22 protein-coding genes and 1 pseudogene are annotated in these 22,033 nt (G+C 68.0%); 19 read left to right on the top strand and 4 right to left on the bottom strand.

Translation table 11 applies throughout. The features are described from left to right. Window positions 1-444 precede the first annotated feature (444 nt). Both IEQ11_RS18945 and bioA read right to left on the bottom strand, forming a co-directional pair. Window positions 445-1,182 (bottom strand): 16S rRNA (uracil(1498)-N(3))-methyltransferase, encoded by a 738-nt coding sequence (locus IEQ11_RS18945; protein ID WP_191823790.1) that lies wholly within the window; start codon window positions 1,180-1,182, stop codon window positions 445-447. Next, window positions 1,173-2,573 (bottom strand): adenosylmethionine--8-amino-7-oxononanoate transaminase, encoded by a 1,401-nt coding sequence (bioA, locus tag IEQ11_RS18940; RefSeq protein ID WP_228465049.1) that lies wholly within the window; start codon window positions 2,571-2,573, stop codon window positions 1,173-1,175. The genes IEQ11_RS18945 and bioA overlap by 10 nt, the downstream gene beginning before the upstream one ends. 92 nt (window positions 2,574-2,665) lie before the next feature. Between bioA and nudE the strand changes: the two are divergent. The 8 genes and pseudogenes from nudE to IEQ11_RS18900 all read left to right on the top strand — a co-directional run. Beyond that, window positions 2,666-3,211 (top strand): annotated as a pseudogene (gene nudE, locus IEQ11_RS18935) (ADP compounds hydrolase NudE); the annotation flags it as partial. 86 nt (window positions 3,212-3,297) lie between these two features. Beyond that, window positions 3,298-4,128: a 3'(2'),5'-bisphosphate nucleotidase CysQ gene (cysQ, locus tag IEQ11_RS18930; protein ID WP_046657724.1), complete on the top strand. Its 831-nt coding sequence runs from the start codon at window positions 3,298-3,300 to the stop codon at window positions 4,126-4,128. After that, on the top strand, window positions 4,121-4,960 hold the full coding sequence (mazG, locus tag IEQ11_RS18925; RefSeq protein WP_096415361.1) for a nucleoside triphosphate pyrophosphohydrolase: 840 nt from the start codon (window positions 4,121-4,123) through the stop codon (window positions 4,958-4,960). The genes cysQ and mazG overlap by 8 nt, the downstream gene beginning before the upstream one ends. Window positions 4,961-4,979: 19 nt before the next feature. After that, window positions 4,980-5,306, top strand: coding sequence for a YnfA family protein (locus IEQ11_RS18920; RefSeq protein WP_191823787.1), 327 nt, complete (start codon window positions 4,980-4,982; stop codon window positions 5,304-5,306). A 48-nt stretch (window positions 5,307-5,354) separates the two neighbouring features. Further along, a complete protein-coding gene (locus IEQ11_RS18915; protein WP_191823786.1) occupies window positions 5,355-6,023 on the top strand; it encodes a hypothetical protein in 669 nt (222 codons plus the stop codon). A 78-nt stretch (window positions 6,024-6,101) separates the two neighbouring features. After that, entirely contained in the window at window positions 6,102-6,578 is a 477-nt protein-coding gene (locus IEQ11_RS18910; RefSeq protein ID WP_191823785.1) for a hypothetical protein, read from the top strand. Beyond that, on the top strand, window positions 6,530-6,835 hold the full coding sequence (locus tag IEQ11_RS18905; protein ID WP_046657722.1) for an Mpo1-like protein: 306 nt from the start codon (window positions 6,530-6,532) through the stop codon (window positions 6,833-6,835). Before IEQ11_RS18910 ends, IEQ11_RS18905 begins: the two co-directional genes overlap by 49 nt. A 119-nt stretch (window positions 6,836-6,954) precedes the next feature. Next, a complete protein-coding gene (locus IEQ11_RS18900) occupies window positions 6,955-7,443 on the top strand; it encodes a hypothetical protein (RefSeq protein WP_191823784.1) in 489 nt (162 codons plus the stop codon). 147 nt (window positions 7,444-7,590) lie between these two features. Here the strand turns inward: IEQ11_RS18900 and IEQ11_RS18895 are convergent, their stop codons facing one another. Together IEQ11_RS18895 and IEQ11_RS18890 are read right to left on the bottom strand one after the other, a co-directional pair. Next, complete coding sequence (locus IEQ11_RS18895) at window positions 7,591-8,217, bottom strand: hypothetical protein (protein WP_191823783.1); 627 nt, start codon at window positions 8,215-8,217, stop codon at window positions 7,591-7,593. A gap of 8 nt (window positions 8,218-8,225) precedes the next feature. Beyond that, on the bottom strand, window positions 8,226-8,567 hold the full coding sequence (locus IEQ11_RS18890; protein WP_036112871.1) for a DMT family protein: 342 nt from the start codon (window positions 8,565-8,567) through the stop codon (window positions 8,226-8,228). 130 nt (window positions 8,568-8,697) lie between these two features. Here IEQ11_RS18890 and IEQ11_RS18885 point away from each other — a divergent pair, with 130 nt between their 5' ends. From IEQ11_RS18885 to IEQ11_RS18835, 11 genes are all read left to right on the top strand, one after another. Further along, on the top strand, window positions 8,698-9,408 hold the full coding sequence (locus IEQ11_RS18885; protein WP_036112873.1) for a response regulator transcription factor: 711 nt from the start codon (window positions 8,698-8,700) through the stop codon (window positions 9,406-9,408). A gap of 15 nt (window positions 9,409-9,423) precedes the next feature. Then, complete coding sequence (locus tag IEQ11_RS18880; protein ID WP_191823782.1) at window positions 9,424-10,755, top strand: sensor histidine kinase; 1,332 nt, start codon at window positions 9,424-9,426, stop codon at window positions 10,753-10,755. 149 nt (window positions 10,756-10,904) lie between these two features. Beyond that, a complete protein-coding gene (locus tag IEQ11_RS18875; protein ID WP_191823781.1) occupies window positions 10,905-12,200 on the top strand; it encodes a hypothetical protein in 1,296 nt (431 codons plus the stop codon). A gap of 260 nt (window positions 12,201-12,460) precedes the next feature. After that, window positions 12,461-14,062, top strand: a complete 1,602-nt coding sequence (locus IEQ11_RS18870; RefSeq protein WP_191823780.1) for an efflux RND transporter periplasmic adaptor subunit — start codon at window positions 12,461-12,463, stop codon at window positions 14,060-14,062. Then, window positions 14,059-14,766, top strand: coding sequence for an ABC transporter ATP-binding protein (locus IEQ11_RS18865; RefSeq protein WP_191823779.1), 708 nt, complete (start codon window positions 14,059-14,061; stop codon window positions 14,764-14,766). Before IEQ11_RS18870 ends, IEQ11_RS18865 begins: the two co-directional genes overlap by 4 nt. Then, a complete protein-coding gene (locus IEQ11_RS18860) occupies window positions 14,763-16,001 on the top strand; it encodes an ABC transporter permease (RefSeq protein WP_191823778.1) in 1,239 nt (412 codons plus the stop codon). The genes IEQ11_RS18865 and IEQ11_RS18860 overlap by 4 nt, the downstream gene beginning before the upstream one ends. A 1,473-nt stretch (window positions 16,002-17,474) precedes the next feature. Next, window positions 17,475-17,870, top strand: coding sequence for a diacylglycerol kinase (locus IEQ11_RS18855; RefSeq protein ID WP_046657717.1), 396 nt, complete (start codon window positions 17,475-17,477; stop codon window positions 17,868-17,870). Between the two features lie 118 nt (window positions 17,871-17,988). Continuing rightward, window positions 17,989-18,732 carry a TerC family protein gene (locus IEQ11_RS18850; protein WP_046657716.1) on the top strand — a complete coding sequence of 248 codons (744 nt, stop codon included), beginning with the start codon at window positions 17,989-17,991 and terminating at the stop codon, window positions 18,730-18,732. Window positions 18,733-18,977: 245 nt separating this feature from the next. Next, complete coding sequence (locus IEQ11_RS18845) at window positions 18,978-19,604, top strand: LemA family protein (protein WP_036115366.1); 627 nt, start codon at window positions 18,978-18,980, stop codon at window positions 19,602-19,604. Window positions 19,605-19,733: 129 nt separating this feature from the next. Further along, window positions 19,734-20,699 (top strand): TPM domain-containing protein, encoded by a 966-nt coding sequence (locus IEQ11_RS18840; protein ID WP_191823729.1) that lies wholly within the window; start codon window positions 19,734-19,736, stop codon window positions 20,697-20,699. Further along, the gene (locus IEQ11_RS18835; RefSeq protein WP_191823728.1) at window positions 20,696-22,024 is read left to right on the top strand and encodes a TPM domain-containing protein; all 1,329 of its coding nucleotides are present in this window, start codon (window positions 20,696-20,698) and stop codon (window positions 22,022-22,024) included. Before IEQ11_RS18840 ends, IEQ11_RS18835 begins: the two co-directional genes overlap by 4 nt. The last annotated feature ends 9 nt before the right edge of the window (window positions 22,025-22,033 follow it).

Genomic DNA, 22,033 nt, shown 5'->3' with positions numbered 1-22,033 from the left:
GCGTCACCGATCTGGTGTCGGCGACCGGTTGCCGATGTCGACCTCGTGGTTGCGATGTTGTTTGTTTGTCGCGGTCGCGGCTTGCGCCGCTCCTACAGGGGGCTGCGGGCGAGGGCGCGGTCGGGCGAAGCGACTGTAGGAGCGGCGCGAGCCGCGACCGCGCCACTTCATCGTGCCGGCGTCACCGATCTGGTGTTGGCGGTCGGTTGCCGATGTCGACCTCGTGGTTGCGACGCTGTTTGGTTGTCGCGGTCGCGGCTCGCGCCGCTCCTACAGGGGGGGCTGCGGGCGAGGACGCGGTCGGGCGAAGCGACTGTAGGAGCGGCGCGAGCCGCGACCGCGTTACTTCATTCGCCGACGTGTTTCAGGGGGTAATCGCGTAGTGGGCGAATTCAACTGACGCGGGCGAGCGGGTAGGCAGGTAGCCGGCTCGGCAATCCCCGCTCAAGCCAAATCGCCGAACCGCGCCTGCAAGGCCGCGATCGCCGCCAGGCCGGCGGTTTCGGTGCGCAGAATCCGCGGTCCCAGCCGCAGCCCCTGAAAACCGGCATCGCGCAGTTGCTGGCGGTCCAGCGGCGACCAGCCGCCTTCCGGGCCGATCGCCAGCAGCACCGGCGTGTCGGCGTCCACCTGCAAGGTCGAGAACGACAGCTCGCCTTCGGGATCCAGGATCAGGCGCAGCCCGCCTGGTTCCAGCGCGGCCAAGGTCGCCTGCAGCGAGCGCGGCGCCGACACCGGCGGCACCCGCGCGCGTCCGCTTTGTTCGCAGGCCGAGCCGACCACGCTGCGCCAATGCGCCAGACGCTTCTCCGCGCGCGCTTCGTCGAGCTTGACCTCGCTGCGCTGCGACCACAGCGGATGCAGCGCGCTGACGCCCAGTTCTGTCGCCTTCTGCAGGATCAGGTCCATCTTCTCGCCGCGCGCGATGCCCTGCAGCAAAACCAACCGCAGCGAGGATTCGCGCGCGACCTCTTCGACCGACACGATGTCCACCCGCACCTCGCGCTTGCCCAGCGCGCAGATGCGGCCGTGATAGTCGCGGCCGTCGCCGTTGAACAGCACGCAGGCATCGCCGACCTCGTGCCGCAGCACGCGCGCCAGATGGGTCGCCGGGCCTTCCGGCAGTACGACTTCGCGGCCGGCGGCGAGGTCGGCGTCGACATGGACTCGGGTCAGGCGCATGCGTCGGCCTCCTGGACGGCGTGGTCGATCGCCGCGCGCGTGGTCGCGGCGAGCAGATTCAAAGCATCGTCGTCGATGCAGTACGGCGGCATCCAATACAGCGTGTCGCCGAGCGGGCGCAGCAGCACGCCGCGTTCGAGCGCGGCGCGGTAGGCGCGCAGGCCGATGCGCGCGGCCGGATCGAACGGCGTGCGCTTGTCGCCGCCGCGGGTCAGTTCGAACGCGACGATCATGCCGGCCTGGCGTACGTCGGCGACTTGCGGGTGATCGACGAACTCCGCGGCCAGCGAGGCCATGCGTCGCGAGGTCGCGCGGTTGCGTTCGATCACCTGGTCGTCGTGGAAGATCGACAGGCTCGCCAGCGCCGCCGCGCACGCCAGCGGATTGCCGGTGTAGCTGTGCGAATGCAGGAACGCGCGTTCGCGCGAATCGTCGAGGAAACCATCGTAGATCGATTGCGTGGTCAGCACCGCCGCCAGCGGCAGCGCGCCGCCGGTCAGGCCCTTGGACAGGCACAGCAGGTCGGGCATGACTCCGGCCTGTTCGCTGGCGAACATCGTGCCGGTGCGGCCGAAGCCCACCGCGATCTCGTCGGCGATCAGGAATACGCCGTGCTCGTCGCACAGTTCGCGGGCGAGCTTGAGGTACAGCGGATCGTGCATGCGCATGCCGCCGGCGCACTGCACGCGCGGCTCCAGGATCAGCGCGCAGACTCCATCGGCATGGCGTTCGAGCAGATCGCGCAAAGCCTGCGCGGCGAAGCGCGCGCGATCGGCCGGGGTTTGCCCGGCCTCGCAGGCGTAGGCGTCGGGCGAGGGCGCGAAGATCGATTCCGCCAACAGCGGCGCATAAATCCGCCGATACAGCGGAATATCGCCGACCGCGAGCGCGCCGAGGGTTTCGCCGTGATAGCCGTTTTCCAGGGCGATGAACTTGGTCCGGCCCTCGACCCCGCGGTTGCGGAACCAGTGGAACGCCATCTTCAGCGCGACCTCGACCCCGGCCGAACCGTTGTCGGCGTAGAACACCTTGCTCAGCGGCGCGCGATCGGGCTGGCGCGGCGCGATCGCGAGCAGGCGCTCGGCCAGTTCGACCGCGGGCGGGTGCGAACAGCCCGCCAGGATCACGTGCTCCAGGGTCCGCGCCTGGGTCGCGATGGCCTGGGCGATGCGCGGTTCGGCGTGACCGAACAGGTTGGTCCACCAACTGGAAATCGCGTCCAGGTAGCGGCGTCCGTCCTGGCCGATCAGCCATTCGCCGCGGCCGCTGGCGATCGGCAGCAAGGGCAGGGTGTGGGGATGCTCGCGCATCTGGGTGCAGGGGTGCCACAGCACTTTCAGGTCGCGTTCGCGCCATGAGTCCGCCGCGTCGGCACCCGGCTCTGTTAGCATCATCGGGTCGTGAGTGATCTCTCGCATCCCCCTATTATCGTGCCTTTCTGCCCTGTGCTCATGCCCGGATCATTCTTGCTCGGCGCGGCGCCATGAGCCGCCGGCTGCCGATCATCCACAGCGTCACCGAGCACGACGCCGGTCCGTACCGGATGGAATCGCTCGATCTGGAGTTCTCCAACGGCGAACGCCGCCGCTACGAGCGCCTGCACGGCCGCAATCGCGGCGCCGGCCCGGGCGCGGTGGTGGTGGTGCCGATGCTCGATGACGACACCGTGCTGCTGGTGCGCGAATACGCCGCCGGCGTGCATCGCTACGAACTGGGCCTGGTCAAGGGCCGCATCGACGCCGGCGAGAACGCGATCGAAGCCGCCGACCGCGAACTCAAGGAAGAAGCCGGCTATGGCGCGCGCTCGCTGACCGTGCTGCGCACCTTGACCCTCGCGCCGACCTACATGAGCCACCAGGCCCATCTGGTGCTGGCGCGCGATCTGTATCCGCAGCGCCTGGTCGGCGACGAACCCGAAGAACTCGAAGTGGTGCCGTGGAAGCTCGATGCCTTGCACGAGCTGATCCTGCGCGAGGATTTCTCCGAAGGCCGCAGCATCGCCGCGTTGTTCATCGCCCGCGAATGGCTGCGCAACGGCGAACCCGAGCCGCATCCGCAGGTCACCGCCGATGCCGCGGTCGCCACCGACGCCGTCGCGCCGGCCGGACCCACGCCATGAGCCTGCTTCCCGGCATCGCCGATCGCGACTTGATCGAGGGCGCGATCGCCATCGCGCGCGCCGCGTCGGACGCGATCGTGCAGGTCTACGACGGCGAATTCGCGGTCGAGCGCAAGGCCGACGCCTCGCCGGTCACCGCCGCCGACATGGCCGCGCACCACATCATCCTCGACGGCCTGGCCAAGCTGACCCCGGACGTGCCGGTGCTGTCGGAGGAGTCCGCCGACGAAATCGATTTCGAACGCCGCAGCCCGTGGCAACGGCTGTGGCTGGTCGATCCGCTCGACGGCACCCGCGAATTCGTCAAGCGCAACGGCGAGTTCTCGGTCAACCTGGCGCTGATCGAAAACGGCGTGTCGGTGTTCGGCCTGGTGCTGGCGCCGGTCGGCGGCGCGCTGTGGTACGGCGGCCGCGACCTTGGCGCGTTCCGCCGCGACGGCGAGCGCGAAACCGCGCTGCGCGTGCAGGTGCCGGCGGCGCAACCGCTGAGGGTCGCGGCGAGCCGTTCGCATCACAACTCGCGCGTCGAAGGTTTCATGGTCAGCGCGCATCGCGAAGCGCTCGGCGGCATCGCCATGCTGAGCCTGGGGTCGTCGCTGAAATTCTGCCGCATCGCCGAAGGCCAGCTCGATCTGTACCCGCGCTTCGGCCCGACCAGCGAATGGGACACCGCGGCCGGCCAGGCCGTGCTCGAAGCCGCCGGCGGCGCGGTGTTCGATCCGCAGGGCCGGCCGTTCCGTTACAACCAGCGCCGCAGCATCCTCAACGGCGATTTCATCGCCCTGGGCGATGCCGGCTTGCCCTGGCGGGAGTGGCTCGATGGCTGAGGTATTGAATCTGCCGCAGGGCATCGCCGGCCTGCTCGCGATCATGGCCAAGCTGCGCGATCGCGACGGCGGCTGCCCTTGGGACCTGGAACAGGATTTCGCCTCGATCGCGCCGTACACGATCGAGGAAGCCTACGAAGTCGCCGACGCGATCGACCGCAACGACCTGGGCGCGCTCAAGGACGAACTCGGCGATCTGCTGCTGCAAGTGGTGTTCCATGCGCGCATGGCCCAGGAGCAGGGCGCGTTCGCCTTCGACGATGTGGTCGCGGCGATCAGCGACAAGATGGTGCGCCGGCATCCGCACGTGTTCGGCGAGGCCAGCGTCGAGGACTCACAGGCGCAGACCGTGGTCTGGGAAGAGCTCAAGCGGCGCGAACGCGAAGCCGCCGGCGAAACCGACAGCTCGGCCCTGGCCGGGATCTCGCGCGGCCTGCCCGAATGGCAGCGCGCGGTGAAACTGCAAAAGCGCGCCGCCGCGGTCGGCTTCGACTGGCCGGCGGTGGATCCGGTGATCGCCAAGCTGCACGAAGAGATCGACGAGGTGCGGGTCGAGTTCGAAGCGGTCGCCGCCGCGCCCGACGACGCGGCCGCGCAGGCGCGGCTGGAAGAGGAAATCGGCGACGTGCTGTTCGTCTGCGCCAATCTGGCGCGGCACGGCAAGGTCGACGTCGGCGCCGCCTTGCGCCGCGCCAACCTGAAATTCGAACGCCGCTTCCGCGCGATGGAGATGCTGGCCGCGCAGGACGGGCTGTCGCTGGCCGAACTGCCGCTGGAAGGCCAGGACGCGTACTGGGAGCAATCCAAGCGCGACGAACGCGGCGACGGCTGAGCCGCTGGCGGCGTCGCGCATGCTCAAGACGCTGCTGTTGTTCGTGATCACCGCGCTGGCCGAAATCGTCGACTGCTATCTACCGTATCTGTGGCTGCGCAAGGGCGGCAGCGCCTGGCTGCTGCTGCCGGCGGCGTTGAGCCTGGCGGCGTTCGCGTGGTTGCTGACCTTGCATCCGGCCGCGTCGGGCCGGGTCTATGCGGCTTATGGCGGGGTCTACATCACCGTGGCGATCTTCTGGCTGTGGTGGGTCGATTCGATCAGGCACAGCCGCTGGGATTTACTGGGCGCCGCGCTGTGCCTGGCCGGGATGGCGGTGATCATGTTTTCGCCGCGGGCGGGGTGAGCTTGCGGCGTCGCGACGATTGGCCGAGCATCATCGCGACGGGTGGTCATGGAGAACGCGATGAAGTGCACGATGCGCTGGTTGGCGACGATGGGGCTGATCGTGGGCGGGTTGCCCGCTCATGCCGCGCACGCTGAATCCGGACCCGAGGAAAACCTGATCGTGTTCGTCGGCGAGAAGATCTCGGTCGAGGAATTCGAACCCGTCCTGGGACCCAATACAATTCTCATGGACGTCGCGTTCAAGGCGAAATTCCGGATCAAGCAGATCGTCTACGGCCATTACGACGGCGATACGATCGAGTTCGAGGCCTACGATCACCGTGGCCGGCCGGCGTTCGAAGCGTTTCCCCATTCGTTGCTGTTCGTTTCGCGCGCGAACGGCAAGCTGTATCACCAGAAGTACCAGTTCTATCCGGTGTTTCTCAATCGCTCAGGCGTTTGGGCCGGATGCGGGCCGGTCGGCGAGAGCGATACCAAAGAGCGGCGTGGCATCGCTTGGGCCCGGCCCATGCGTTTCGGTCCCGAGGCCTATCATCCCTTGGGCGAACACTGGTGGGATTATCCGACTCCTCGCGAGTTTTCCAGGCGCGATTTCCGCCTCGACGAGGACAAAGCCTATTGCCTGACCGGAACGCCGGTGCAGGATCTGTTCGAGGTCAAGAAACGCACCGTGCTCAAGGCGCGTGGCATATTCGGCGGCAAGGTCGAGGATTAGCCGTCACGCCCGTGACTTGCAGCGCGCCAGCGCCCGGTTCACGATCCAGGCAATCCCGGAATACCGGACCCCACGCCCATGCGCCGCTACCGCCACGCCCCCAGCGCAGCCCTCGGCATCCGCCGCGCCTGCGGGCGAGGCGGATGCGCGCAGTGGGTGCGCCACCCAGGGCAGTCGCTGGTGTGTTCGGACGAATGCGAGGCGCGGGTGCGCCGCGGCGACGCGCTGATCGCCAACAGCGAAGCCAGTTTCCGCCAGGCCCGGCGCGGAAGTGTCGTCGTGGTGATATTTCCGTTGCTGCTGGGCGCGCTACTGTTCCGTTTCGGTTTCGGCGAGCGCGGGTGGTTCAATAAGCTGACCGCGATGGGCGCGATCCTGGCCGTGTCCGGCGTGGCGATCTGGCTGCGCAATCGCCACTTGGCCAGGCAACTGAAACAACCGCGGCGCCGCATGCGCGGCCCAACAACCAGCACAACCGCAGGCATGACAGCGAGCAGGAGGAATCGATGGCCAGCCGTTTCGCAAGCTTCAGCGAGTTCTATCCGTTCTATCTGAGCGAGCACAGCAACCGCACCAGCCGGCGCCTGCATTTCATCGGCAGTTGGGGTGTGTTGATCCTGCTCGCGCTGGCGATCTTCAGCGGCCGACCGTGGCTGCTGCTGGGCGCGTTAGTGTGCGGCTACGGCTTCGCCTGGGTCGGGCATTTCTTCTTCGAGAAGAACCGGCCGGCGACCTTCAAGCATCCGCTGTATTCCTTCGTCGGCGATTGGGTGATGTTCAAGGACATCCTCACCGGCAAGATAAAATTCTGAAGGCTGTCGCCACGCGGCCGCTTTCATCCGATCCGGCTCATCTGGTCGGCTCATCCGATCCGATCGGCACGACGATCAGCGCCATGCTCCACCCACACGCAACGCAAGGACGCAACGCCATGCCATCGATCCGCCCCGTCGTGCTCGCACTGCTCGCGGCGCTGTGCCTCGCGCCGCCGACCGCGCCCGCCAGCGTGGGGCAGATCGCCGGACCCGATCTGCCGATGCGCCGTTCGGCCTGGCTCGATCAGGCCATGGACAGCAAGACCTGTCCCATCGTGCGTATGCGCCCGGCCGCGCCGCAGCGGGGCGAAGGCGAGCGCGAACGCGATGCGGTGCTGGCGACGGTCTGGCGCGCGGACGACGACGACCGCTCCGACCTGGCCGCCTGGCCGGCCTTGTTCGTCTCGCTGAGCGGCCGCGCGCTGACCTTGCGCCGCAGCGACGGCGATTTCGATGTCGAAGCCAGGACCGTGCAGGGCCAGCGCGGCGCGGATCTGGAGTGGGCGGCGCCGGCCGACGGGGTGTGGGCGCATCTGCGTCTGCAACCGCCGCGGCGATTCGTCGAGAACGGCGACGGCGATTGGATCGCGCAGCCGCCCGGATAGGCGCGCGGCGAGGACGACGACAGCACGCGCACGCTGTGGCGCGGCGTGCTGACGATGCGGATCCACGACAACATGTGGACGCGCGAGGTCGAAGTCGAATCGCTCTGCGGTCCCTGACGCGGCCCTGCAAGCGAACCGCGCAGCCGATCAGTCGCCGCTGAAGCAGGGCTCGATTTCGGCCAGCGCCGTCAGCACGTCGGCATCGCCCCCGGCCAGGGCGCGCATCCGCGCCACGTCGCCGAACTCGCTCATCAGCCGCCTGACCCAATCCGCGGCGCTGTACTGCCATTGCGGCTTTTCGCCGGCCGCGCGGCCGGTCTCGATCGTGGTGACGTAATAGCGCCGACCCTGGCGATGGAAATGGAACGCGGTGGTCTCGCCGACCAGCAGCGCGCCTTGTTCGGCGTCGACCAGATGGAACAGCAGCCGCGCCCGCGCCGGGTGGTGCGTGCGCAGCCAGCGCAGCAGCGAGGACAGGCGCAGCCGCCGCCATGGCAGGGCCAGGCCGGTGCTGATGTAGCGGTCGCCGTAATAGAACGGCTTGAGCGTGGCCGCAAACCAGCCGCGCCGATGGCGGATCGACACGTCCTTTTCCAGCATGTGGAATTCAGCCGGTTCGCCGACCGGTTCGAAGCCCTCGGCGAGCATGCGCGGCTTGTCGTCGGGGAACAGCCCCAGCTGCGGGCGCGGCGCCAGATCGCCGTGGACCAGATAGTCGCCGAGCAGGTCGTACAGGCCGATGTCCACGCTCGGCGGGGCGCCAGAAGGCGTCATGCCGCGGCTCATTCCAGGAAGATCAGCCACGCCGCCACCACGATCAGGCCGAACCCGGCCCAGTGGTTCCACTTCATCGGCTCGCCCAGGTACCAGACCGAGAACCCCGCGAACACCAGCAGGGTGATCACCTCCTGCATGCCCTTGAGCTGCGGCGCCGAGTACACCGCGCTGCCCATGCGGTTGGCCGGCACCTGCAGGCAGTACTCGAACAGGGCGATGCCCCAACTGACCGCGATCGCCAGCACCAGCGGCGAGGACTTGTACTTCAGGTGTCCGTACCAGGCGAAGGTCATGAAGATGTTGGACCCCAGCAACAGCAGGATCGGATAGAGGCGGTCGGCGAGCATCGGAAGTCCGGAGGGATGAAAGGGAAGGCACAGGGATGGTGAGATTAAGGGCCAGCGTAGCCACCGCCTTCACGGGCCGTCCACCTTGTGGAGGGCAACCTTCACAAAACTGAAGGAATGGAGAGGCTGCATGCAGGGTACGAGAGACGGGGGTCTGGTCCTTATCGTCGAAGACAACCGCAATATCTCCGAGATGGTCGGTGAATACCTCGAAAGCCGCGGTTTCGAGGTCGATTACGCAGCCGACGGCCTCGACGGCTACCGTCTGGCCACCGAGAACAGCTACGACGTGATCGTGCTGGACCTGATGCTGCCGCGCATGGACGGCATCGAGGTCTGCAAGAAGCTGCGCGAGGAAGCGCGCAAGTCCACCCCGGTGCTGATGCTGACCGCGCGCGACACGCTCGACGAAAAACTCACCGGCCTGAGCGCCGGCGCCGACGATTACCTGACCAAGCCGTTCGCGATCCAGGAACTGGAAGCGCGCCTGCGCGCACTGATCCGTCGCGAACGCCGCCAGGTCGGCGGCGAAGTGCTCAAGGTCGCCGATCTGGTGCTCGATCCGGCCAGCCTGCGGGTCACCCGCGGCGGCAGCGAATTGCAGCTCTCGCCGATCGGCCTGCGCCTGCTGACCATCCTGATGCGCGAATCGCCGCGCGTGGTCAGCCGCCAGGAAATCGAACGCGAGATCTGGGGCAACGGCCTGCCCGATTCGGACACCCTGCGCAGCCATCTGTACAACCTGCGCAAGACCATCGACAAGCCGTTCGGCAAGCAACTGCTGCACACCGTGCAAAGCGCCGGCTATCGCGTGGCGGACATTTCCCAGCCGCCGGACTGACGCGGTTTCGCCGCCATGCCGCAAGGGCTCCCGCGCAAGATCAAGCTTGCGTTCATTCTGCAAGCCGTGATCGGCAGCATCGCGATCACGCTGGGTATTCTCCTGGCGGGGCTCGCGGTGCGCCACGTCGTGCTGGAACAGCGCATGCAGCGCGAGGCCGACGACTACTGGGCAGGACGCACCCGCGATGTCGATTACCCGTTGCCGCGCACCTCGACCACGCGCGGCCATTTCGTTCCGGCCGGGGCCAGCGATTCGCTGCTGCCGGCGGCGATCCGCGGCGCCGACTCGGGCCTGCACAACCTGCCCGGCGGCGGCCGGGTGGTGCTGGTGGACCGGCGCGACGCCGGCACCTTCTACATGGTCTACGCGACCGAGCTGATCGACGAGGCCATCCTCTACACCGGCTTGTTCTCGCTGCTGCTGTCGCTGCTGACCACCTACCTGATTTCCTGGCATACCTACCGCACCTCCAAGCGGCTGGTGTCGCCGGTCAGCTGGCTGGCCAACGTGGTCTCGCAATGGGACCCGCGCGATCCCGACACCAGCCTGATCGAGCCGATCAAATTCCCCTACGACCCCGGCAGCGAAGTGCGCCGCCTGTCGAGCGCGCTCAGCGGCCTGGCCGAACGGGTCAGCGATTTCGTCCAGCGCGAGCGCGATTTCACTCGCGATGCCAGCCACGAACTGCGCACCCCGCTGACCGTGATCCGGGTCGCCACCGACCTGATGCTGGCCGATCCGGACACGCCGCTGCGCGCGCAGCGCTCGCTGCTGCGGGTGCAGCGCGCCGGCCGCGACATGGAGGCGGTGATCGACGCCTTCCTGATCCTGGCGCGCGAATCCGACGTCGAGCCGCAGTCGGAGGAATTCGCGGTGCGCGACATCGTCGACAACGAGATGGAACGCATCCTGCCGTTGCTCAACGGCAAGCCGGTCGAGCTGCACCTGTACGACGAAGGCGGTCCGCGCCTGACCGCGCCGCCGCATGCGCTCGGAGTGATGATCGGCAACCTGCTCAGCAACGCGGTGCGCTTCACCGATGCCGGCCGCATCGACGTGTATCTGAGCCGCGACTGCATCGAGATCCGCGACACCGGCATCGGCATGTCGGTGGAAACGCTGACCAAGGCCTTCACCCCGTTCTACCGCGCCGATTTTTCCGCCAGCGATGGCAAGGGCATGGGCTTGTCGATCGTGCGCCGTCTGGGCGAACGTTTCGGTTGGCCGGTCACCCTGACCAGCGCGCCGGAGCAGGGCACCACCGCGGTGATCCGCTTCAAGCCGAGCGCGGCCACGGTATTGGGCGGCGCGATCCTGCCGGCGCCGCGGGTGCCGGAAGCCTGAGCGACGGCTGGCCGCATCGTTTCCGCGCGCCTGTGTGCGTGCCGATTCGCCTTCCTCGTCCTGATGGCCTGCGCACGCACACCAGCGCTGCGACGACACAACCAGCGCGGTTATAGTCGGCCGATCAACGCGCAGTAGCCGTCGCCGTCATGAATCCGGATATCCGTGGTCTGCTCGAACGCATCTATCTCGACGGCACCACTTATTTCGATGCCGACGGACGCTATCTGCACAAGGTGCCGAACACGTTCTCGGCGCAGGACCTGCAAGCGCTCGATGCGGCCGGACTGCCGCCCAACGCACTGAGCACGAGCACGCACGACGAAGCGGTGACGCGATTGCGCGCCCTGGCCGCGCGCATCGATCTGGACAAGGCGGCCGATGCCTTCGTCACTTCGCTGACCAGCGCCGACCTGAGCTGGCAATCGGTCTTGCCCGCCGCCTGTCTGGGCCTGGCGATGCCGGCGCACGAGTTCCTGCCGATGAGCGAGAGCAACCCGATCTGCCGGGTGTGTTTCCACGACGCGCGCGGCCCGCTCGATCTGACCGAACGCGCGCTGTTCCGCTCGATCCAGGGCACCGGCTGGGGCAGTTACGGCCCGGTCGAAGCGGTGGCCGCGCTGGAATTCGCGCTCGCCGATCCAGCCTGGCCGCAACCGGGCGAACACGATGCCTGGACCTTCCACAGCCTGCTCGAACTGCTCGCCCGATTGCCCGCGGGCAGCCGCTACAGCGTCGCGCGCAAGCAGCTCAAGGCCGCCAAGCTGCTCAGCGCCAACACGGTCTATCGCTGCGAGTCCACGCTCGAGGCCTTGTCCTTCATCAGCGTGATCGAAAACGCCGGGCACCCGGGCCTGGTCACCGCCTGGACCAGCGCGGTCGAACGCGATCAGCGGCCCAACACCCGGGTCGAAGTGCCGGCGCCGCTGGCGTGGTGGAGCGCCGACGACGGCATCAACACGGCGGTGGTCGAACGTTTGTTCGGCGCTATTCGCAAACCCGCGACGCGGCCGTCGTCGTTGCCAGTGGCGGCCAAGCCCAGGCGCGCGACCGCGCCGCGCGTGGCCGGACGCTCGCTGCCTGGGCCGGTCGCGGCCGGCGACGTGTACGCGGTGCGTCTGCGCGAAGACCTGTGGACCGCGGTGTACTGCCACGCGGTGGCCGACGACGACGGTCCCGAGCGCGGCCTGGTCGAATACCTCGATGTGCTTACGCCGGCGCCGGTCATCCCCGAACAGCTCGAAGGCGTGGGCTATCGCGACCGTCGCAACGGCCAGCGCTGGCAGGCCTGGTGCACCGGCCTTGCGAAGACCACCGGGGTGCGGCGGGTGGCGCAGGGCCTCGTCGCGCCGCCGCATGCGCGCAAGCACGAAGCCACCCGGCTGCGCACGGGCGCGAAAGATCTTCGTTACACCGCCGATCTGCATTTCGATCTGTCGGGCTGATCGCCACCGCTGTACCGGCGCGCGCCGCGCCGCGACAACCGTGGCGAACGCACCGCGCGACGTTTCGCCGCCCCATCGCATCCGTGCATCCATGGACTTCCGCGGACGGCATCGCGACGGCCCGCGTCCACCGCGCTTGCCGTATCGATGCCCCATGACGAAACTGAACCGATCGCGCCAAAAGCGGTCAATCGCAGCGCGAGTGTCAACCCTGTTCAGCCGCGCGCGTTCGCGCCTCCATAGCCTTCGAACCGAACTCCATGAGCGCAGCCAAGCCGACCTCCCCGTCCAGCCCGAACAAGACCCTGCGCCCGCGCCGGTCGCCCTGGCCCAAGCGCATCGTGATCGCCGTGGTGGTGTTGGCGGTGGCCGGCGGCGGTTGGTACTTCTACTGCCAGCGCAATGCCGAACAGGCCGCGAGCGCCTACCGCACCGCCAAGGTCGAACGCGGCGATATCCGCGTGGCGATCTCGGCCACCGGCGCGCTGTCGGCGATCTCGACCGTCGACGTGGGCAGCCAGATTTCCGGGCAAGTCACCGACGTGCTGGTCGATTTCAACGATCGGGTGACCAAGGGTCAGGTGATCGCGCGCATCGATCCGAGTACCTACGAGGCGCAGATCGCCCAGGGCACCGCCCAGGTCAACAACGCCCGCGCCGGCCTGGCGACCGCGCAGGCCACCTTGCGCAACGCCGAGCTCGACTATCAGCGCAAGACCGAACTGGCCAAGAACCAGCTGGTCGCGCGCAGCGACGCCGACCTCGCCCGCGCCGCGCGCGATCAGGCGCGCGCGCAGCTCGCCGGCGCGCAGGCGCAGATCAATCAGCAGATCGCCTCGACCCAGACCTCGCGTTTGAACCTGCAGCGCACGGTGATCCGCGCGCCGGTCGACGGCGTGGTTCTGACCCGCACCATCGAACCCGGCCAGACCGTCGCCGCCAGCCTGCAGTCGCCGGTGCTGTTCCAGATCGCCGAGGACTTGTCGAAGATGGAGATCGTGCTGGCGATCGACGAAGCCGACATCGGCCAAGTCAAGCCGGGTCAGAGCGTCGATTTCACCGTCGATTCCTTCCCCGACCGCAAGTTCCGCGGCAGCGTCCAGCAAGTGCGGCTGTCGGCGACCAACACCAGCAACGTCATCACCTATCCGGTGGTGGTCGCGGTCGACAACCCCGACGGCGTGCTGCTGCCGGGCATGACCGCCAACGCCGAGATCGAAGTCAGTCATCGCGACGACGTGCTGCGGGTCGGCAACGCCGCGCTGCGCTACAAGCCGGCCGACGACGACCCGGCCGCGGCCAGCGCGGCCGGTGGCCCCGGCGGCCCCGGCGGCGCGCGCGGCGGACTCGGCAACGATCTGCCGGCGGTCGCGGCGAAGCTCAAGCTCGATGCGAACCAGCAGGCCGCGTTCGACGCCGCGCTGGAACAGATGAAACAGCGCATGGCCGCGCGCACCGCGGCCCCGGCCGGCGCCGCGGGCGGACCGCCCGGCGGCGGCGCGCCGATCATCATGGGCGGCGGACGCGGCCCGGGCGGCGGCGGTGGCGGCAACAACAACCGCAACGCCAGCCGCAGCGGCGGCGCGATGTCCGGCGCCGCGCGTCAGCGCATGCTCGAACGGTTCAACCAGCAGTTCGGCGCGTTCCGCGAATCGCTGAGCGAGGCGCAGCGCGCGCAGTGGGACGGCGAAGTCGCGGCCTTGGTCAGCGCGCGCCGCGTGCCGCTGTACAAACTGGTCAAGGGCGAACCGCAGGCGGTGACGGTGCGGGTCGGCGCGAGCGACGGCAGCTGGACCGAAGTCTCCGGCAACATCGCCGAAGGCGACGAGGTCGTGGTCGGCACGGGGCGCGGCACGAAATGAGCCGCGCCGCTGAGGCCACCGCGGTCATCGAGACCCGCGATCTGGGCAAGGTCTATTCGCCGGGCAGCGAGGCCGAGGTGATCGCGCTGCACGGGGTCGAGCTGTCGATCGCGCGCGGCGAATTCGTGGCGATCATGGGGCCGTCGGGCTCGGGCAAGTCGACCCTGATGAATCTGATCGGCTGCCTCGACACGCCGACCAGCGGCGTGTACCTGTGCGACGGCATCGACGTGGACAGCCTCGACAAGGAAGAACGCGCGATCCTGCGCCGCGACAAGATCGGCTTCGTGTTCCAGGGCTTCAATCTGCTGCCGCGGATGAGCGCGCTGGAGAACGTGGCGATGCCGATGGGCTACGCCAACATCAAGCGCGAGGAGCGTCTGCGGCGCGCGCACGAGGCGCTGGAATCGGTCGGCCTGGGCGCGCGCGCCGGCCATCGTCCCAGCGAATTGTCCGGCGGCCAGCAACAGCGCGTGGCGATCGCGCGCGCGTTGATCAACCGCCCGCCGATCCTGCTCGCCGACGAACCCACCGGCGCGCTCGACACTCGCACCGGCGAGGAAATCCTGGCCCTGTTCAAGCGCCTGCAGGCCGACGATCACACCGTGGTGCTGATCACCCACGACCCGGACGTGGCCGCGCACGCCGACCGCATCTTCGTGATGCGCGACGGCGAACTGCACGTGCAGGAGGCCGGGGCATGAATTTCTTCGAAGTGCTCAGCACCGCGATCTTCGCTTTGCGCGGCAACTGGCTGCGCAGCGCGTTGACCTCGCTCGGCGTGATCATCGGCATCGCCGCGGTGATCGTGATGGTCTCGGTCGGGCAGGGCACCCAGGCGGAAATCGACAAGCTGGTCTCGGGCCTGGGTTCCAACCGTCTCGACATCAGTTCCGGCGGCGGCGGGCGCGGCACCGGCGGCGTGCGTCTGAGTTCGTCGAGTTTCTTCACCCTGACCGAGGACGACGGCGAAGCGATCCGCAACGAAGTGCCGGAAGTGCAGTACGTGGCCGCGTCCTTGCGCGGCGGCACCCAGGCGGTGTTCGCCGAGAACAACTGGTCGACCCAGTGGCAGGGCGTGCAGGCGGATTTCTTCGACATCAACGGCTGGGTCATCGCCGGCGGATCGAGCTTCGAACAGCGCGATTACGGCAGCGGCACCAAGTCGGTGATCCTCGGCGAGAGCGTGCGCCGCGAGTTGTTCGGCGACGAAGACGCGATCGGCCAGACCATCCGCCTGGGCCGGGTGCCGTTCACCGTGATCGGCACGCTCAAGCCCAAGGGCCAGGGCGGCTTCGGCCAGGACCAGGACGACGTGGTGCTGGTGCCGCTGGAAACCGGCCGTCGCCGCCTGCTCGGCGCGATGGGCCTGCCCAACGGCGCGGTGATGCAGATCGCGGTCGGCGTGGGTCGCGCCGAGGACGTGTCGTACGCGCAGGAGCAGATCGAAGCGCTGCTGCGTCAGCGCCACAAGATCCAGCCTGGCGGCGACGACGACTTCACCGTGCGCAACATCGCCGAAGTGGTGGCCACGCGCACCCAGACGACGCGGCTGATGTCGTTGCTGCTCGGCGCGGTGGCGACGATTTCCTTGATCGTCGGCGGCATCGGCATCATGAACATCATGCTGGTGTCGGTGACCGAGCGCATCCGCGAAATCGGCCTGCGCATGGCGGTCGGCGCCGGCCCGCGCGACATCCAGTCGCAGTTCCTGGCCGAGGCGATGCTGATCTCGCTGATCGGCGGCGCGCTGGGCATCGCGATCGGCGTGGTCGGCACGATCCTGGTCGGCAAGTTCGGCGCCTTGCCGATCGCCTTGAACGGGCAGGTGATCGGTCTGGCGGCGGGGTTCTCGATCGCGACCGGTTTGTTCTTCGGCTATTACCCGGCCCGCAAGGCCTCGCAGCTCGATCCGATCGAGGCGTTGCGGCAGCAGTGAGGTCTGTGGGGATGCGTCGGTTCATTCTCGGCGCAGGCGTGGTTTCGTGTTCGAGCCGGGATCCGATTCTGGATCGTGGCCGGGTCGTTTGCGGACGCGTCGATCCGGCCGTCATGGTTGCTGTTGCCTGGGGCGACCCGGCGACTTTCGATTGCCGCTGTCGGTATCGCCATCGTCACCGCAATGGCCGTGGGCAGGACATGCCATTCGCGTAGCTGCATCGCAGCCCCTGTAGGAGCGGCGTCCTGCTGGATTTCCTTCGGTCACAAGCCGCGACCGCGGCAATGCAGCTACGACGAACGTTTCGCCGTTGCCGCGATGGCGCGGTCGCGGCTTGCGCCGCTCCTACAGGTAGGCCATGCCGCTTCTGCTTGGGCTTGAAGCCGCGCAGTTCATCCAGCGCTGCGAGGCCACTGACTCGCGTTAGCAAAAGCACACCCGAAGGGCGGCGTGCAGGATGCACGCCGTGCGCCACCGGGACATGGATGTCCCGTGTGGCGCATGCCTGCGTATGCACCGCACGCGCGGGCCCTTGATTCAAAAAAAGCGTTTTTCTTTGGTTACCTTTCTTTTGTTGCTTTTGACAAAAGAAAGTAACTCGGCCGCTTGCGGACGAAAGCTGTTGATCTTGCCTTTGGCTTCAAAAGCTCTGCTCTAGAGCTTCAAAGCTTTGAAGCCTTTGAAGCTGCAAGCAGGATCAAAAGCGTTCCGCCGCTAAAGCGGCGGGTTACTTTCTTTTGTCTAAAGCAACAAAAGAAAGGTAACCAAAGAAAAATGCTTTTTTGTGAATCAAGGGCCCGCAAGTTCGGAGCATTCGCAGGCATGCGCCACACGGGACATCCTGTCCCGGTGGCGCACGGCGCACATCCATGTGCGCCGCCCTTCGGGTGTCCTGTTGTTCTCGCGAGTTACAAGCGTCGCAGCGCTGGATGAACTGCGCGACTTCAAGCTCAAGCGGAGCGGCATGGCCTACCTGTAGGAGCGGCGCGAGCCGCGACCGCGCCATCACGACAATGACGCAACCTGCGCCGTGGCCGCATTGCCGCGGTCGCGGCTCACGCCGCTCCTACAGGGGCTGCGATGCAGCCACGTTGTTGGCATGTCCGAAACCGCTCGCCCGCCAAAAGCCGGAACCTGATTGGACATCGCCCGATCAAACCCGATCCGCAGCTAAACCCCGAATCCCACAAACCCCGCCCGACAGGTGCAACGCTCAGCCCGACCCCCGGTCCTCGCGCCAGGACAACACCGGCGCGGCAAACCCGCCGCCCCGGGGACCGGCCAGGCCCGACACCCCAGCGCAAGGGCAGCCCCGCCGGGCTTGTGGCAAAATCTCCGCCCTGTAGCGGCCCCGGCCGCGCCCGGCCGGCCCCGGCCCGCACGATCGAGACCCGCACGCCATGCCGACCTTCGAGCCGTCTCCGCCCGAGCGCCCCGATCAAACCCGCCCCGCGGCCGCCATGGAGCGTCCCCGTGGCTGACGAATACGGGCACAAGCCGCGCGGTCCCGGCCGCATCCTCAAGGCCGCGACCTGGTCGTTCCAGGGCCTGCGCGCGGCCTGGCTGCACGAGTCCTCGTTCCGGCTCGAGGTGTACATGTTCGTGGTACTGGCCCCGATCGGCTGGTATTTCGGCGCAAGCGGGGTCGAGCGCTCGCTGCTGATCGGCTCGATCCTGCTGGTGCTGAGCGTGGAACTGCTCAATTCCGCGGTCGAGGCGGTGATCGAACGCTACGGCCCGGAGTTCCACGAACTGGCCGGACGCGCCAAGGACATGGGCTCGGCGGCGGTGTTCGTGCTGCTGATGAACGTGCTGCTGACCTGGGCCGCGATCCTCGGCCCGCGGCTGTGGCACCACCTGATGGGCTGAGCGCGCCCGCGCGGGCCGCACGCGCATCGCGGAACGGCGCAGGCCGTTCCAACCGGGCCGCCCTCGCGGCGCGCCCGTCCGCGGACCCAGCCGCGGGATTCCCACTACACCTTGAGGTATGCCGCACGTGATTGAACTGCTGACCGATCCGCAAGTCTGGATCACCCTGATCACCCTGAGCGCGATCGAAATCGTGCTGGGTATCGACAACCTCGTCTTCATCTCGATCGCGGTCAGCAAGCTGCCGTACGAGAGCCGCGAGAAGGCGCGCAAGTTCGGCATCGCGGTGGCCTGCATCACCCGTATCGCGCTGCTGCTGACCCTGGCCTGGCTGGCCGGTCTGACCAGCGACCTGTTCACCGTGTTCGGCCAGGGCATCTCGGTGCGCGACCTGGTGCTGATCCTCGGCGGCGCGTTCTTGCTGGTGAAGGGCTCGATGGAGGTCAAGGACCTGATCGTCGGCGAGGACGAATCCGAAGACGTGCACACCAAGCCGGCGGCGTCGTTCATGGCGGTGATCGCGCAGATCGCGGTGATCGACATCGTGTTCTCGCTCGACTCGGTGATCGCCGCGGTCGGCATGGCCAACCACACGCCGGTGATGGTCGCCGCGATCCTTTTGGCGGTCGGCGTGATGCTGCTGGCGTCCAAGCCGCTGGGCCATTTCATCGACAACAACCCGACCATCAAGATGCTGGCGCTGGCCTTCATCGTCCTGGTCGGCGTGTACCTGATCGCCGACGGCCTGGAAGTGCATATTCCGAAGGGCTACATCTACGGCGCGATGGGCTTCTCGGCGCTGGTCGAGTGCCTGAACCTGTGGGCCAAGAAGCGCGCATCGCGGCGGTTGTCGGCCGAGTAAGCGCACGGCGCGGCGCGAAACCCCGAAGGCCGGCGAGCGATCGCCGGCCTTTTTCGTGGCCGCGGCGCGGGCCCGCGCTCGGGTTTTCGCGACGCGCGACCGGGTTTGAAGCCCCGGCCGCGACCTCGCGGCAACGGCCGCGCAGCGAGGCTCCGCCGCCCGCCAGCCGTCGTCACACCGCGACCATTGCGCCGATCCGCGCCCGGTGCTGCAATGCGGCCGTCATCCAGCGGGAGAGTCGCGCCATGTTCCGAGCCTTGATCGTGCTTGCCTTGACCGTCGTGCTCAGCGGCTGCGGCTACAACACCATCCAGCAGAAGGACGAAGCGGTGAACGCCGCCTGGTCGCAGGTGCTCAACGTCTACAAGCGCCGCGCCGACCTGGTGCCGAACCTGGTCGCGACGGTGAAGGGCTACGCCAGCCACGAGCAGCAGGTGCTGGTGCAGGTCACCGAGGCGCGTTCCAAGGTCGGCAGCATCAACGTCGACGCCAACGATCCGGCCTCGCTGCAGCAGTTCGAACAGGCCCAGGGCGAGTTGCGCGGCGCGATCGGCCGCCTGCTGGTGGTCAGCGAGAACTACCCGCAGCTCAAGGCCGACCAGGGCTTCCTGAGCCTGCAGACCCAGCTGGAAGGCACCGAAAACCGCATCACGGTGGAGCGCCAGCGCTACATCGCCGCGGTCCAGGACTACAACACCTACCTGCGCCAGTTCCCGACCAACCTCACCGCGAAGATGTTCGGCTATTCGACCAAGCCGAATTTCACCGTGCAGAACGCGGCCGAAATCCAGGAAGCGCCGAAGGTCGATTTCGGCCAGCCGGCCGCCGCTCCGGCGCCTGCTCCGGCACCCGCGCCGCCGGCCGGCGGCTGAGCCGGCCGTGCCGCGCGTTCGCGCGTATTGCCGGCTGGCCGCGGTCGCGCTGAGCGGCGAGCGCGAATACGAAGGCGGCGGCGCCGCGGGGCGCCGCTGATGGGCATGGAACGCTTGAAGGATGTCGTGATGGATTCGCACCACCGATCGCGCCGGCGCGCGCGCAACGCATGGGCGCGACTCGCCGTGTTGCTGATGTTGGCGCTGCTTGGTTTGAACCTCGCCGCGCAGCCGCTGCGCGCGATTCCCAAACTGACCTCGCCGGTGACCGACACCACCGGCACCCTCGACGCCGCGACGCAAAGCACGCTGCGCGAGCGCTCGCTCGATCTGCAGCGCCGCAAGGGTTCGCAGCTGATGCTGTTGATGATCGACAGCACCGGCTCGGAATCGATCGAGGCCTATGCCCAGCGCGTGTTCGAGCAATGGAAGCCCGGACGCGCCGACATCGACGACGGTGTGTTGATCGTGGTGGCGAAGACCGATCGGCGCATGCGCATCCACGTCGGTTACGGCCTGGAGCAGACGGTCACCGACGAAGCCGCGACCCAGGTGATCGACGAGTACCTGACCCCCGCGTTCCGCAACGGCGAATACGGCGAGGGCTTGCTGCGCGGCAGCGACGCGCTGATCGGCCTGATCGACGGCACCCCGCTGCCCGAACCCGACAACAGCATGCCGATGCCGTTGCTGATCTTCGTATCGATCTTCGGCACGCTGTTCGCCTTGCCGTTCATCGTGGTGCCGCTGTTGGGCATGCGCGCGGCCTGGCGGCGCGGTCCGCTCGCGTTCTTCGGCCGCTGGGCGATCGTCGCGGTGGCGGCCGGCTGGGCGCTGGCGGCGTCGTATTCGGCCATCGTCAGCGAAACCAGCTGGGAGCGTTTCATGCCGCTGGTGCTGATCACGTATCTCACGACCATCTTCACCTTTTTCACCGCGTTCGGCGACGGCGGCTGGCGTAGCGGTACGCGCGGCGATGACGACGACGACCGTCGCCGTCGCCGCAGTCGCTCCAGCAGCAGCTCCAGCAGCAGTTCGAGTTATTCCGGCGGCGGCGGGCGCAGCGGCGGCAGCGGCTCGAGCGGGTCGTGGTGAACACGCGCGCCGATCCGCGCATGGGGTTTGGCCGCGCGCGCTGGCTGGCGCGGATGCTGCTGGTGGCGTGGTTGCTGTTGCTGCCGATGGCGAGCGCGTTGGCGCAGACCTTGGCGTCGATCCCCGCGATGGATTCGCCGGTGATCGACACCACCGGCACGCTCGACGAGCCGACGCGCTCGCAGCTCGCGGCGCAGGCGCGCGCGCTGCAGCAGCGCAAGGGCAGCCAGCTGCAGATCCTGATGGTGGACAGCACCGGGTCCGAGGACATCGATTCGTACGCGCTGCGCGCGTTCGACCAGTTCGAACTCGGCCGCAAGGACGTATCCGACGGCGTGCTGGTGGTGGTCGCCAAGCGCGACCAGCGCGTGCGCATCGAAGTCGGCTACGGCCTGGAAGGCGCGATCACCGACGCGCAGGCGGCGACGATCATCCGCGACTACATCGGTCCGCGTTTCGGCGCAGGCGACTACGCCGGCGGCCTGCGCGAGGCCACGGCCGCATTGACCGGATTGATCGACGGCGAAGCCTTGCCGCCGCCGCCCGAGGCGCCGGTGGCCGGGGTGGGTTGGCGGCCGCTCGACACCGCGTGGTCGCTCGCGTTCGTGTTCGCGCTCGGCGCGGCCGCATTCGCGCGCACGCGCGAGTGGCCGCGCGCTATGGCCTGGCCGCTGGCGTTATTGCCGCCGCTGCTGTTCGCCTGGATGTGGAGCGGCATCGGTTCGGTCGGGGGCGCGGCCGCGTTCGCCGCGGCCGGCGTGGCGATCGGCCATTGCCTGCCGCGCCAGCGCTGGTTGCGGATCGCGATGACGGTGTTCGCGATCGCGGTGGTGATCGCGATCGGGATCGTTTTCGCCTGGCACGAGCGCGAGCCGAATCTGCTCGGCATCGTGTTCGGCCTGGCGTTGGAATTATTCGCGGCGCCTTTGCTGGCCGGGGTGCTGGCGCCGCCGATCATCGCCTGGGACGTCAGCCGGGTCGGCTGCGTGATCCGCGCGCTGCTGTTCCTGCCGCTGGCCTGGCTTGGGTGGCAAGGCATGCTCGCGGCGCAGCGGTGGGCCGGGATGGAACCCGGTATCGATATGGCTTCGGGGCTGTTGCTCGGCGTGGTCGGCATGTTCGCGTGGGCGGGTGTGTTCGTGTTCGGGCCCCGGCGCGGCGGCTCGCGTCAGTCGGCGTCGGGTTCGTCTTCGTCGTCGCGCGACTATCGAAGTTCCGGTACGTCCAGCAGCACGTCCAGCAGTTCGAGCGGCGGCTCGAGCAGCTCGGGCTGGTCCGGCGGCGGCGGACGCAGCGGCGGTGGAGGCGCGAGCGGATCATGGTGAACAGCTCAT

The sequence above is a fragment of the Lysobacter capsici genome (assembly GCF_014779555.2).
Classification (GTDB): domain Bacteria; phylum Pseudomonadota; class Gammaproteobacteria; order Xanthomonadales; family Xanthomonadaceae; genus Lysobacter; species Lysobacter capsici.
This window is presented reverse-complemented; position numbering and strand designations above follow the sequence as displayed.